Source organism: Burkholderia sp. Cy-637, from assembly GCF_011753175.1.
Classification (GTDB): Bacteria; Pseudomonadota; Gammaproteobacteria; order Burkholderiales; family Burkholderiaceae; genus Burkholderia; species Burkholderia gladioli.
Genome location: NZ_VWWC01000040.1, coordinates 1 through 12,820 on the forward strand (window position 1 = coordinate 1; position 12,820 = coordinate 12,820).

The window sequence follows — 12,820 nt, forward strand, 5'->3', positions numbered from 1 at the left end:
GCGCCGCCCGGCATCTCGGGGCTCGCCTCGGCCACACGGCGCGCGAGTTCGCCCACGCTCTCGCCGGCGCCATGCTCGACGCTCTCGACGAACATCGGCAGCACGCGCGCGGCCAGCGCATCGCTGCCCGCGTAGTCGAGCGCGAAGGGTTCGGTGTCGATCAGCTCGGCCTGCGCGTCGAACAGCGCGACGCCGAGCCGGTCGCGCAGCAGCGCGCGCGCCGGATGGCGCCAGAAGCGCTCGAAGTCGCCGAAGGCCACCGGCGCCTCGGGCTCGGGCGGCAGCGGCGCGGCGAAGAACGGCGGCACGTCCTCGGTCACGCCGCGCGCGAGCTGGCCGGCCAGCGTGGCGCGTTCGGCGTCGTAGGAATAGAGCCGCCCGCCGGTCTCGAAGTAGTCGGCCGAGAACGGCTGCAGCGGATGCTCGATCACGAAGGCGCGCCGCGCCGCCTCGATCGCGGCCGGCGCCGCGCCCGGCCCGGCCGTGACCTCGGCCACGTAGTCGAGCAGCTCGTCGACCAGGGCGGCCGGCGGCAAGGGCGCGTTGTCGCGGATGCTGCGGCCCGTGTAGGTGATCAGCAGCCGGTCGCGCGCGGCCAGCAGCAGGTCGAGGAACAGGTTGCGCTCGTCGTCGCGGCGCTGGCGATCGCCGAGCTTGGCGAACACCGCCATCAGGTCGAATTCGTCGGCGCGCGCCAGGCTCGGCAGCACGCCGTCGTCCATCCCGACCAGGCAGACCACGCGATACGGCAGGCCGCGCAGGCTGGTCAGCGAGGAGAAGGTCACGCCGCCCCAGGGCACGCCGCCGCGCGCCGGATCGTCGAGCGCGGCGGCGAAACCGGCGCGCATCACGGCGGCCGGCACCGGCAGGTCGCGCGCGCCCTCGCGGATCGTCGCGACCAGCGCGTCGAGCGCGTCGCGCCCGCCAGACAAGGCGTCCGCATGGGCCGCGCCCGAATCGAAGAAAAGCGCCAGCGCATCGGCGAAGATCTCGCCCCAGGCTTCGGGCGTTTCCTCGCCGGCGATGCGGCCGGCGAACCAGTCGAGATCGTCGGTGAAGCGCGCGAGCCGGCCCAGCAGTTCGGCCTCGCCGCCCTCGGGGCCGTCCACCGGCAGGTAGGCGCCGACTGGTGCCGCGCCGTCGGGCATCGCGTAGCCGAGGAACAGCCGCGCCAGCGCATCGGCGAAGGTGTGGCGGCGCACCGGCACGGCGTCGCCGTCCACCGCGCCGCCCGCGGCATCGTTCGCGGCCGCCAGCCCGCGTCGCGCGCCGGCCGCGGCGAGCCAGGTCTGCACGGTCTCCAAGGCGGCCGCGTCGATGCCGTAGCGGGCCGCCACCGCGTCCACGCGCAACCACTCCACCAGCTCGGGCGCCCCCACCTCGCGATCGGGCAGGGCCAGCCAGTCGAGCAGCACGCGCGCCACCGGGTTGGCCTGCGAGGGCGGCAGCCCGGTGATCCGGTACGGCACGCGCGCGGCCTCCTGCGAGGCGGCGGTGCCGAACACCGCGTCGATCAGCGGGCCGGCCGCGGCCAGGTCGGCCACCGCCACCAGCACGTCCGAGGGCGCGAGCGTCGGATCCTCGGCGAAGGCGGCCAGCAGCCGGTCGTGCAGCACCTCGAGCTGGCGCGCCAGGCCGTGGCAGACATGCACCTCGATGCCGCGCTCGGCCGGCGGCGGCCCCAGCTCGGCCTCGGGCTGCAGGTCGAGGATCGCGTTCTGGATCCGCGCCAGCCAGGTGTCGCCGGCAAACCCGTCGTATTGCGCGGCATCGGTGGCGGCGGCGGTTTCGGTCAGCTCGTGCAGCATGTGCAGCTGCGCCTGGGTCTGGCGCCCCCACTCGGCCAGGAGCGGATGGCCGACCTGCTGGTAGTCGAGCTGGCCGGCCGCGTCGAGCGACTCGACGCGCGCGGCGCTGACGATGTCGAACCAGAATTCGCGGCAGGGATTGAGCGCGTAGATCCGCACGTCGATCCAGCGCGACAGCTCGCGCAGCAGCGCGACGTGCAGCGGCGGCATGGTCGGCAGCGCGAACACGCTCACCGCGTCGGGCCAGGCGGCCAGCGTGCGCGCGTCGGGCGCGAGCGCGGGCGCCTCGCGCAGGAAGCGATGCGCGGGCGGCTCGCCGTCCTCGGCCAGCTCGGCCACCAGCGCGCGCCACAGGGCGGCCTGCCAGTGCTCGTCGTCGCGCGCGGCCTCGGCGCCGCGCGAAGGCGTGCCCTCCAAGGCGAAGATCGAGCCGCCGTCGCGCCAGGCCGCCAGCCATTCGGGCCGGTAGGTCAGGTAGTGGTCGAACACCGAGGCGAGCCGATGGGCCAGCTCATAGCGCATCGGCGCATCGGCCGCCGCCAGGTAGGCCGCGAGCCGCGGCGAGGCGAGCCAGGGCGCCGCGCCGTGCGCTGCCCCAGCTTCGTCGAGACCGCCATGAGCGCCGCCCTCGCCGCCCTCGCCCGCCGCCTCCGACAGCAGCCGGTAGCAGCGCCACACCAGCCGGTCCGGCGCGAACGGCGAGCGCGGCGGCACGCGCAGCACCTGGCCGATCTGCGTCCACAGCCATTGCGCCAGGTAGCTGAACTCGAGGTTCGCGCAAATGCCGTGCCGCCCGGCGATGTCGAGCTCGAGCCGCCGCCGCAGCGCCGCGCTCGGCACGATCACCTGCTGGCGCGCCCACGGGCCCGCCGCGCCCGGATGCGAGGCGAGATGCTCGATCAGCGCATCGGCGAGGGTTTCGTGGCGGTTCGAGAAGAAGAGATGGAGCATGCGGGCGGCGCAACGGACGAGGCGCGGCACGACACCGCGCAGGAAGCGCCAAGGATAGCAAACGCGCCCGCGCCCGGATATTCGGAGAACGGCCAGACGGCCGGCCCGGGGAAATACGATAGACTCGTCCGTCCCCCCGCGCCGTTTCCTCAACCCGTCCTCGATGCGCTATTCGATCGAAATCAGGAAGTTCCTGTACAGCCAGTATTTCTTCGGCGGCCTGCGAATCGCCGTCGGCGTGTCCCTGCCGGCCGTGCTCTGCCTGATCGTGTTCCACGAACGCGACCTCGGCTTCACCATCGCCACCGGCGCGCTGGGCGCCTGCGTGGTCGACATGCCGGGCCCGCTCAAGTACAAGCACAACGAAATGCTCGCGTGCAGCGTGATCGGCTTTTTGTCGGCGCTGGCCACCGGCCTGGCCACGCCGAACATCTTCGCGCTGTGGCTGACCATCGTGCCGCTCACCTTCGTGCTGTCGCTGATCGTGGTGTACGGCAACCGCTGGCCGCAGATCAGCTTCGCCACCCTGTTCATGATGGTGATGACGCTGGAGGACAGCTTCACGCCGCTCGAGGCGCTGGTCAACGCGGCCTGGATCCTCGCCGGCGGCCTCTGGTACACCTACTGGGCCACCCTGGTGTCGCGCTGGCAGGCGCGCCGCATCGAGCAGCAGGCGCTGGCCGACAGCCTGTTCGCCTTGTCCGGCTACCTGCTCGCGCGCGCCGATTTCTACGATCCCGATGCCGATCTCGACGAGTGCTACCGCAACCTGGTGATCAAGCAGGTGGCGGCGGTCGAATCGCAGGAAACCGCGCGCGACATCGTGCTGCGCAACCTGCCCAAGCTGCGCCACGGCAAGCTCGACCCGGCGCGCACCATGATGTTCAACCTGTTCATCAACAGCGTCGACCTGCACGAGATGTTCGTCGGCGCGCATACCGACTACCCGCTGGTGCGCAGCACCTTCGGCGGCTCGGACATGCTGCTGTTCTATCGCGACCTGATCCGCAAGGCCGCCTCCGACCTCGAAACGGTCGGCCTCTCGGTGCTGGAGAATCGCGCGAGCCAGCCGCGCATCAGCGTGAAGGCCGAGCTGCGCGCGATCGAGTACGAGATCGAGCTGATGCGCAAGAAGAACTTCGCGCAGACCAACCCCGAGGCCTACGCGGCCGTGCTGGCCACCTTCCGGCGCATCTGGAGCGCCACGCGCCTGATCGACAAGATGCGCCGCGCGCTCGCCGAGACGCCCGACACCAGCAAGACCGAGCTGAAGATCGACCAGACCCTGGCGCGCTTCCTGCAGCGCCGCCGCGTCTCGCCGATGCTGATCTTCTCCAACCTCAACCTCGGCTCGCCGAGCTTCCGCCACGCGCTGCGCGTGACGGTGGCGGTGGCGCTGGCGTTCTGGCTGGGGCGGCTGCTGCCGCTCACCAATGCCTACTGGATCGTGATGACCACCATCATCATCCTGAAGCCGGGCTACTCGCTGACCAAGCAGCGCAACGCGCAGCGTATCGTCGGCACCCTGCTCGGCTGCGCGATCAGCATCGCGCTGATCTACACGGTCAAGTCGCCGGCGCTGCTGATCGCGATCATGTTCGGCTCGATGGTGATGAGCTACAGCCTGCTGCTGTTCAACTACGCGGCCAGCGTGGTGTTCACCTCCTCCTACGTGCTGCTGATGTTCCACCTGCTCGCGCCGGGCAGCATGCGCATCATCGGCGAGCGCGCGATCGACACGGTGGTGGGCTGCATGATCGCGATCGCCGCGAGCCGGCTGTTCCCCTACTGGGAATACCGCGCGATGGGCAAGCTGGTGGCCGAGGTGCTGGGCACCACCCGCAAGTATTTCGAGGCGGCCTGGCGGGTCGGGCGCGGCCAGGGTGCGCCGGCGGCGCCCTCGGTGGCCGCCGCCGACGGCGCGGCGGTGGTGCAGGCGGTGGCGGCCGCGGCCGAATCCGGCAAGGTCTCGCCGCTCGAGAGCGACTACCCGTATCGCCTCGCGCGCAAGAACGTGCACATCGCCTTCGCCAACCTGGGCCAGGCCTTCCAGCGCATGATGCTGGAGCCCAAGGCGCACCAGCGCTTCGTGCCCGAGCTCAACGACCTGCTGGTGCAGGCCCACGTGCTGGGCGCGCAGATCACGGCCGCCGCGCCCCTGCTGCGCAGCGCCACCGGCGAGGGCGCGCCCGATGCCTACGCGGCGCTGGAACAAGGGCTCGCGCAGGTGCGCGAGCATCTCCAGCAGGCCGAGGCCGGCATGCCGCCGCCCGCCGGGCAGGCCGAGCTGACCAAGCGGCTCTCGCGCGATCTCGATTCGATGGTGGTGGAAGCGGAGAAGTCGAGCCAGGTGGGCTCGGAGCTGGCGCACGACCTGAAGGTGCTGGCGCACCAGTGCAAGCAGATGCTGGCTTCCTCGCTGCTGATCCGCAAGGACGCGAGCCTGATCCGGCTGCCGGCCTGAGGCGGGGGAAGCGGCACCGATGGAAAAAGGCCCGGCGTCCTGCCGGGCCTTTCGTCCTTCACCCGCCCGAGGCGCCCGAGGCCGGCGCCGAGGCGGCCGCGCCCGGCGCCGCGCCATGTTCGGCGTCGTAGGCGCGCTTCTCGGAGATCGCGTTGTAGAGCACCGTGCCGATCACCGCCAGCACGATCACGACGATCATCACCGACACGCCGCGTACCGGGTTCTTCCTGCGCTGCTCGCTCATGGTCTGTGGCCGCCTCGCGGCGGACGATCGAAAGGGCTCATTCTACGCGCGGCCCTCAGGCCGGCGCGAACTCGGTGCGCACCGGCAGCGCGGTCGAGTACTTGATCTGCTCCATCGCGAACGAGGAGCTGACGTCGAACAGCGGCACGCTGCGGATCAGGTGCTTGTAGACGCGGTCGTAGTCGGCGATGTCGGCCACCACCACGCGCAGCAGGTAGTCGGTCTCGCCGCTCATGCGGTAGACCTCGACCACCTCGGGGATGTCGCAGACGGCCTGGGTGAAGCTGCGCGCCCATTCCTCGGTGTGCTGGTTGGTGCGCACCGCGACGAACACGGTGGTGCCCACGCCGAGCTTGCGCGCATCGCACAGCGCCACCTGGGCGCGGATCGCGCCGGTGTCCTTGAGACGCTGGATCCGTTTCCAGCAAGGCGTCTGCGACAGGTTCACCTTCTGCGCGAGTTCGGCGATCGGCAGCGTCGCATCGGTCTGCAGCAGTTCCAGCAATTTGCGATCGATGTGGTCCATTTCCCCATTCCTGTTGGTATAGAAAATTTTTCTACGCTGGATGCTACACGGGGAACATTATGAAAACTTATTCGCGACGTCGACCGGGGTAAATACGGAGCCGGCCGGGCCGCCGCGACGGACCGCATGCGAGGACGGCGAGCAGGCACGAGCCGGTGCCGCCCTCCCCGCCCGCCTCGCTCAATACGCGACGGTGGCGATCTCGCGCACGAACTGCCCCTGCTCGATCGCATCGACGAAGGCGACCGCGTAGTCCTCGCTCGAGATCCGGCTATTGCCCTCGGCGTCGCTGATCAGCTTGCCGGTGCCGGTGCGAAAGGTGCCGGTGCGCTCGCCCGGCGCGATCAGCGCGGCCGGCGCGAAGAAGGTCCAGTCGAGGTCGTTCACGCCGCGCAGGTAGCCGAGTGCCTCGCGATGGGCCAGCGCCTGCGGCTTGTAGGCATCCGGGAAACCTTCGGTATCCACCAGTTGCGTACCCGGCGCGACTTCCAGCGAGCCGGCGCCGCCCACCACCAGCAGGCGCTTGACGCCGGCCGCGCGCGCACCGTCCACCAGCGCGCGGACCGCCTTCGGCACCTGGGTCGCGTCGCCGCCGCCCGGGCCGTAGGCGCTCGCCGCCACGTCCTGCCCTTGCAGCGCCGCCGCCACGCTGGCCGCATCGAACAGGTCGGCCGTCTTCGCCGTGATATTGCCTTCGCTGCCACCGGCGCGGCGCGACAGCGCCGTCACGCGATGCCCGCGGCGCGCCGCTTCCGCCGCGATCCGCGAACCGATGCCGCCCGATGCGCCGAACAGCGCGATGTTCAAAGTCTTCTGCGTCATTTGCTTGATCCTCAGAGTGATATGTAATCGATTCAATTACATTTAATGGCAAAAAAAAGCGGGGATCGGCTCCCCGTACCTCGGCACTGCCCGAACTGCATCCTGCCCACCGGCGGCCCGGCCGCCGGCTTCCCGCTATCCGTCCTGCCGCATCTCGTGCTCGCGCAGCACGTCGGCCATCACGTCGGCCACCGTGCGCCGCGCCAGCGAGGCTTCCATGGCGCGCTGCGCGTCGTCGATATAGACCGTCAGCACGCCCTGGATATGCCGCCCCACCAGGCAATCGGGGTTCGGCGCCTCGCGATGCAGGGCGAACAACTGCCCGTCGTCGACCGCACGATACACCTCCAGCAGCGTGATCGAGCCCGGCTCGCGCGCCAGCAGCGCGCCGCCGCCGGCCCCCAGTTGCGAGGTGGTGATGCCCGCGGCGGCCAGCATCGAGGTCAGGCGCCGGATCAGCGCCGGGTTGGTGTTCACGCTGCCGGCGATGTACTCCGACGACAGCGGCACGCCCTCCTGCTGCGCCAGCAAGGTCAGCACATGCACGGCGAAAGCGAACCGGCTGCTCGTATTCATGCTCGGTGAACCGGCCGCGTGATCGCGCGGCCGTCTCGGCGACAAAGTGTGCTCATCATAGTTACATTTATTCCGGCCGGCAAGCGCAGCCTCAGCGATTCGCGGATTTTTCGGTATCCGCGGACGAGGCGCCCTGGTCGCGGCTCCATTGCTGGAGCTTGCGGCCGGCCGTCTCCAGACCCGTGCCGGCAGCCGAGGCGGCCAGCCCGAAGGCGGCCGTGGCGGCCTGCTTGAGATGCGCCTGGGCGGCCGAGGCCACGTCGCTGGCCGACACCGGCGGCACGGCCGAAGCCGCCGACGCCACGCCGGCCTTGGCGGCGGCGATCTGGCTGTCGACGAAGCTGGCGGCCTGGTCGAGCTTGCCGGCGGCGGTCGCGGCGGCGGCGGCCACCGCGCTGGCGGCGTGATCGGGCGCGGACGCGTTCGAGGCGGGCTTGTCGCAGCCGGCCAGCGTGAACGCGGCGAGGCCGGCGACGGCGAGCGAGGCGAGCGCGCGGGCTGCCGGCAGGCCGGGGATCGGGCGGACCGAAAAACGGGAGGAAAGCTTCATGATGTCTGGCGCGTGCCTGCGCTCTCTCGATACGGGAATCGCGATGATACGACGGGCGGGGACCGGCGCTGCATCAAGCTGACAATTGCTTTCAGACCGGGCGCGAAATCTTTCGGATTCGACTGATAGGCGGGGTTCGATGGCCTGCCTATAGTCGATCGCGTCATCGATTCCGCCCCTGGGTTCCCTGCATGATGGATGTCCTCGACTGGCTGCTGGTGCTGGCTGTCGCGCTGGGCCTGACCTTTGCCTTCTGCCGGCGCGCGCGGCTCGCCTGGCCCGATGCGAGCGAGCGGCGCCGGCGCCGGCACGCCGCGTGGCTGCTGTCGCTGGCGGTGGCGGGCCTGTGGGCCGCCGCGCTGATCGTGACGCAGGGCGTGCTCGCGCCATTCGACTGGCTCGACGAACCGGCCCTGCCCCCGGTGCCTGCCCTGCTGCTGGCCGCCCTGCTGTGCGTCGCGCTGTCGGCGTGCTGCGCGAGCCTCGGCTGGCGCCTGCTGCGCCCGCGCCGCCTGTTCTCGGCACATTGACGCCGCTGGGCACGGAGTCGCGCCGGGCGGTGGATATCGGGCGCACCGGAATCGTACGCACGCGCATCCCGCGCACCATCAAGCAGCAGACTCGCACCACTTCCAGACATGCGCCGGCACCACGCACGTGCCTGGCGCGCGACACGCCATCGACCCACCGAGCCGCTCGCGCTTCACCGTCCCGACACGGTGCGGCTCGCACCGATTTCACGCATCGCTTCACCTGATTGGCCCGAATCTTGCTCGACATGCCCTCTTTTCGAGCAAACACGGGCAACAGGATGGACAGTCTGAAAACGGCCGGCGACACCTTATTTCTCCTTCTCGGTGCAGCCATGGTGCTCGCCATGCACGCGGGTTTCGCCTTCCTCGAGCTGGGGACGGTGCGCAAGAAGAACCAGGTCAATGCCCTGGTCAAGATCCTGGTCGACTTCTCGGTCTCGACCATCGCCTACTTCTTCGTCGGCTACACGGTCGCCTACGGCGTGGAGTTCTTCGACGACATCGGCACGCTGGCCCAGCACAACGGCTACGCCCTGGTGCGCTTCTTCTTCCTGCTGACCTTCGCCGCGGCGATCCCGGCGATCGTCTCGGGCGGCATCGCCGAGCGCGCCAAGTTCAACCCGCAACTGATCGCCACCTCGGTGATCGTCGGGCTGGTCTACCCGTTCTTCGAGGGCATCGCCTGGAACGACCGCTTCGGCATCCAGGACTGGCTCGCGCACGCCTTCGGCGCGCCCTTCCACGATTTCGCCGGCTCGGTGGTGGTGCATGCCTTCGGCGGCTGGATCGCGTTGCCGGCCGTGATCCTGCTCGGCGCGCGCCACGGCCGCTACTCGAAGGACGGCCGGATCGCCGCGCATCCGCCCTCGAACATCCCCTTCCTCGCGCTCGGCGCCTGGGTGCTGGCGGTAGGCTGGTTCGGCTTCAACGTGATGAGCGCGCAGACGCTCGACAAGATCAGCGGCCTGGTGGCCGTCAACTCGCTGATGGCGATGGTGGGCGGCACGCTGGCCGCCTGGTTCGCCGGCCGCAACGATCCGGGCTTCACCTACAACGGGCCGCTGGCGGGGCTGGTGGCGGTCTGCGCGGGCTCCGACGTGATGCATCCGCTCGGCGCGCTGGTGACGGGCGCGGCCGCCGGCGCGCTGTTCGTGGTGATGTTCACCTGCGTGCAGAACCGCTGGCGCATCGACGACGTGCTCGGCGTGTGGCCGCTGCACGGCCTGTGCGGCGCGCTCGGCGGGCTGGCCGCCGGCGTGTTCGGCCAGCCGGCGCTGGGCGGCTTCGGCGGCGTGTCCTTCCTCTCGCAGCTGGTGGGCACGCTGGGCGGCATCGCCGTCGCGCTGCTCGGCGGCACGCTGGTGTACGGCGTGCTGAAGGTGTCGCTCGGGTTGCGGCTCGACCAGGAAGCCGAATTCGACGGCGCCGACCTGTCGATCCATCGCATCTCGGCCACGCCCGAACGGGATTAGACCGCGCCTCCGCTCGCCCGCTTCGCGGGCAGGAAGCCGGGCGCCGCCCGCCTTCCTGCCCGCCTTCCTGCCCGCCTTCCTGCCCGCCGCTTCACGCTCTTCCCGCTCCCCCCCGCCACGCCTGCCCTTCCCGTCGACGGCCCTCGTCACCGGTTCCTGTCCGCCTCCCCGGCCGCGACGCGGCTCTCCAGGCACGATCGCGTCGCTCCCGCCGCTGCCCCTCGCCACATGCCCGGGCCCACCGCCGCCTCGCCCTGCGCCCGTCAAGATTCCGAAATCAATACATTCAGTATTCAAAAAACTTTCACGAAGCGCACCTACACTCGCGTCCAGTTTTCCAAAACCCTTCGATATGCTTTCCATTGCATGACAAACGAAGGCCGTTTCGATCGACCACAACAACCGGACACCCCATGACCGCGCTGCCCAAAACCTCCCGACGCCAGGCCCTGAAGCTCCTCGTCGGCGCCCCGATGCTGCCGCTCGGCGGCCTCGCCCTGCCCGCGCTGCTGTCCGGCTGCGGCGGCGACGACGACACCCCGCCGGCAGCGGGCAACCCCGGCGGCGGCACCACCCCGGCGGCCTCCTTCGCGGCCGCCAGCTTCGTCTCGATGGCAGCGCCCACGCTGGCCAATCCGGCGGCGATGGCCACCACCACGGTGGGCTCGACGCTGAAGGTGTCCTTCACCGACGGCAGCGCACGCGACTACAAGCTGGCCTACAAGCCCTTCTTCACCACCGGCGACCTGGTGCCGAACGGCGCCGGCGGCACCATCCTGGCCGGCGGCTACTACGACATCGACAATCGCCCGATCGTCGACAACTCGAAGGCCGGCAGCGAGCGCCAGTTCTACTCCGACTGCCCGGACGGCAGCTCGCTGCTCACGCTGGCCAACGCCAAGGTGCCGGGCGTGAAGGGCAAGCCGGTGTTCGCGGTGGTGCAGTTCGAATACACCACGCGCAACCAGAACGGCGACTCGACCTACGGCCAGCTGCCCTCGCCGATCGCGGTGCTGACGCTCGACCAGGACCCGGCCACCGGCGCGCTCACGCTGGTCAAGTACCACAACGTCGACACCTCGAAGGCGCACGGCCTGTGGATCACCTGCGGCGCGAGCCTGTCGCCCTGGAACACCCATCTGTCGAGCGAGGAATACGAGCCGGACGCGACCCTCGCCGCCACCGACAAGCAGTTCCTCGCCTACAGCCAGAACACCTTCGGCAGCCCCACGGCGGCCAATCCCTATCACTACGGCCACCTGCCCGAGGTGACGGTCAACCCCGACGGCACCGGCAGCATCAGGAAGCATTACTGCCTGGGCCGGATCTCGCACGAGCTGATCCAGGTGATGCCCGACCAGCGCACCGTGATGATGGGCGACGACGCCACCAACGGCGGCCTGTTCATGTTCATCGCCGACAAGGCGGCCGACCTCTCGGCCGGCACGCTCTACGTGGCGAAGTGGAACCAGACCAGCTCGGCCGGCGCCGGCGCGGCCACGCTGAACTGGATCCGCATCGGCCACGCCGGCAGCGACGAGATCGAGGCGCTCGCCAATACGCTGAAGGCCGCCGACATCATGGACCTGGCCACCGCCGATCCGAACGACGCCTCGTACACGAAGATCCACTTCGGCGGCAGGTTCAACTGGATGCGCATCAAGCCGGGCATGGAGAAGGCCGCGGCCTTCCTGGAGACGCACCGCTACGCCGCGCTGATCGGCGGCAGCATGGGCTTCACCAAGCTGGAGGGCACCACGGTCGACGCGAAGGACAAGGTGGTGTACACGGCGATGTCGCGCGTCGAGACCTCGATGGTCAAGGGCAACGCGGTCTCGCGCGACGTGGCGGTGGACAGGAAGATCTCGGCGGGCGCCGTCTATGCGCTGAACCTGAAGGGCGGCCAGCGCGACAGCGCGGGCACCGCGATCGACAGCGAATGGGTGCCGGTCGACATGAGCGCGCCGGCCGCGCTGGTCGGCGAGGACCTGGCCGCCGCCGACGCGCTCGGCAATACCGCCAATGCCGACAAGATCGCCAACCCGGACAACCTGAAGTTCTCGCAGAAGCTGCGCACGCTGTTCATCGGCGAGGATTCCGGGATGCACGTGAACAACTTCCTGTGGGCCTACAACGTCGACACCAAGACCCTCTCGCGCGTGCTGTCCTGCCCGTCCGGGGCGGAATCGACGGGCCTGCACGCGGTCGACGAGATCAACGGCTGGACCTACATCATGAGCAACTTCCAGCACGTGGGCGATTGGGAATCGCCGCTGCACGACAAGGTGAAGGCCACCCTGGACCCGCTGGTGCGAAGCAATTACAAGGATCGTTTCGGCGCCAGCGTCGGTTACCTGACGGCCGAGGCGACCGGCATCCAGCTCGGCAAGGCTTGAGGGCGCGAGCAGGGCAGCCGGCTCGCTGACCGACCGTCCTGTTCACAATCCTGAAACATCGTTTCATCCGTCGCGGCCTTCCCGGCCGTTGCCGCGCGCTGTCGATCCCGACAGCGCGCTTTTTTCTTTTTGTCGGCTTTGTGTGCGCGCCAGGCACGGCCCGCGGCCGTGGCCACGGTGTAAGCTGCGCTTTTGCCCCGCGGGCCAGGCGCGCCCCGGCAAGCTCGTTTCGGTCGAAAATCCCAACATTTGGGAAATCAGCTTCCGACGATCGGGGCAAAAAAAAAGCGCCACGGGGGACCGTGGCGCTAAAAAAGTTCTAGCCATTCCGAGGGCCGTGCTAGAACCTGAGAGACTGCATCGAAACCACGTTATCGGTAAATCTGGCGAAACGTTGTTTCGAAATTCAGGTACATTTTTTCCGTTTCCCGAGGACAAGTCAAGCGAAAAATACAGTCCCGTTGCGAATTTTGCGACA

At 69.4% G+C, this 12,820-nt stretch carries 10 protein-coding genes; 4 read left to right on the forward strand and 6 right to left on the reverse strand.

What is annotated here, in order from left to right:
• Nucleotides 1–2,759, reverse strand: a 2,759-nt coding sequence (gene recC / locus F3J10_RS13670) for an exodeoxyribonuclease V subunit gamma (protein ID WP_167242302.1), incomplete at its 3' end; no start/stop codon positions are given.
• Between the two features lie 163 nt (nt 2,760–2,922).
• Here recC and F3J10_RS13675 point away from each other — a divergent pair.
• Complete coding sequence (locus F3J10_RS13675; RefSeq protein WP_167242303.1) at nt 2,923–5,223, forward strand: FUSC family membrane protein; 2,301 nt, start codon at nt 2,923–2,925, stop codon at nt 5,221–5,223.
• A gap of 58 nt (nt 5,224–5,281) precedes the next feature.
• On the opposite strand, the gene F3J10_RS13680 is transcribed toward F3J10_RS13675, so the two are convergent.
• The 5 genes from F3J10_RS13680 to F3J10_RS13700 form a co-directional block, all read right to left on the reverse strand.
• Nucleotides 5,282–5,467, reverse strand: coding sequence for a hypothetical protein (locus tag F3J10_RS13680; RefSeq protein ID WP_013697204.1), 186 nt, complete (start codon nt 5,465–5,467; stop codon nt 5,282–5,284).
• 55 nt (nt 5,468–5,522) lie between these two features.
• Complete coding sequence (locus tag F3J10_RS13685; RefSeq protein ID WP_167234489.1) at nt 5,523–5,993, reverse strand: Lrp/AsnC family transcriptional regulator; 471 nt, start codon at nt 5,991–5,993, stop codon at nt 5,523–5,525.
• A 180-nt stretch (nt 5,994–6,173) separates the two neighbouring features.
• On the reverse strand, nt 6,174–6,815 hold the full coding sequence (locus tag F3J10_RS13690; protein WP_025099728.1) for an NAD(P)H-binding protein: 642 nt from the start codon (nt 6,813–6,815) through the stop codon (nt 6,174–6,176).
• Between the two features lie 135 nt (nt 6,816–6,950).
• Nucleotides 6,951–7,391 (reverse strand): Rrf2 family transcriptional regulator, encoded by a 441-nt coding sequence (locus F3J10_RS13695; protein ID WP_013697201.1) that lies wholly within the window; start codon nt 7,389–7,391, stop codon nt 6,951–6,953.
• A 91-nt stretch (nt 7,392–7,482) separates the two neighbouring features.
• Entirely contained in the window at nt 7,483–7,941 is a 459-nt protein-coding gene (locus F3J10_RS13700; RefSeq protein WP_025099726.1) for a hypothetical protein, read from the reverse strand.
• A 191-nt stretch (nt 7,942–8,132) separates the two neighbouring features.
• On the opposite strand from F3J10_RS13700, the gene F3J10_RS13705 reads away from it, so the two are divergent.
• The 3 genes from F3J10_RS13705 to F3J10_RS13715 all read left to right on the forward strand — a co-directional run bounded on the left by F3J10_RS13705 (nt 8,133) and on the right by F3J10_RS13715 (nt 12,342).
• Entirely contained in the window at nt 8,133–8,471 is a 339-nt protein-coding gene (locus tag F3J10_RS13705; RefSeq protein ID WP_167242304.1) for a hypothetical protein, read from the forward strand.
• 281 nt (nt 8,472–8,752) lie between these two features.
• Nucleotides 8,753–9,946, forward strand: a complete 1,194-nt coding sequence (locus F3J10_RS13710) for an ammonium transporter (RefSeq protein ID WP_025099724.1) — start codon at nt 8,753–8,755, stop codon at nt 9,944–9,946.
• Between the two features lie 413 nt (nt 9,947–10,359).
• Nucleotides 10,360–12,342 carry an alkaline phosphatase PhoX gene (locus F3J10_RS13715; RefSeq protein ID WP_167242305.1) on the forward strand — a complete coding sequence of 661 codons (1,983 nt, stop codon included), beginning with the start codon at nt 10,360–10,362 and terminating at the stop codon, nt 12,340–12,342.
• Nucleotides 12,343–12,820: the final 478 nt, after the last annotated feature.

Bases quoted from the DNA above. Each gene is read 5' to 3' on its own strand.
- F3J10_RS13700 (WP_025099726.1), bottom strand. From the start codon at position 7,941: ATGAAGCTTTCCTCCCGTTTTTCGGTCCGCCCGATCCCCGGCCTGCCG.
- F3J10_RS13695 (WP_013697201.1), bottom strand. From the start codon at position 7,391: ATGAATACGAGCAGCCGGTTCGCTTTCGCCGTGCATGTGCTGACCTTG.
- F3J10_RS13690 (WP_025099728.1), bottom strand. From the start codon at position 6,815: ATGACGCAGAAGACTTTGAACATCGCGCTGTTCGGCGCATCGGGCGGC.
- F3J10_RS13710 (WP_025099724.1), top strand. From the start codon at position 8,753: ATGGACAGTCTGAAAACGGCCGGCGACACCTTATTTCTCCTTCTCGGT.
- F3J10_RS13715 (WP_167242305.1), top strand. From the start codon at position 10,360: ATGACCGCGCTGCCCAAAACCTCCCGACGCCAGGCCCTGAAGCTCCTC.
- F3J10_RS13685 (WP_167234489.1), bottom strand. From the start codon at position 5,993: ATGGACCACATCGATCGCAAATTGCTGGAACTGCTGCAGACCGATGCG.
- F3J10_RS13705 (WP_167242304.1), top strand. From the start codon at position 8,133: ATGATGGATGTCCTCGACTGGCTGCTGGTGCTGGCTGTCGCGCTGGGC.
- F3J10_RS13680 (WP_013697204.1), bottom strand. From the start codon at position 5,467: ATGAGCGAGCAGCGCAGGAAGAACCCGGTACGCGGCGTGTCGGTGATG.
- F3J10_RS13675 (WP_167242303.1), top strand. From the start codon at position 2,923: ATGCGCTATTCGATCGAAATCAGGAAGTTCCTGTACAGCCAGTATTTC.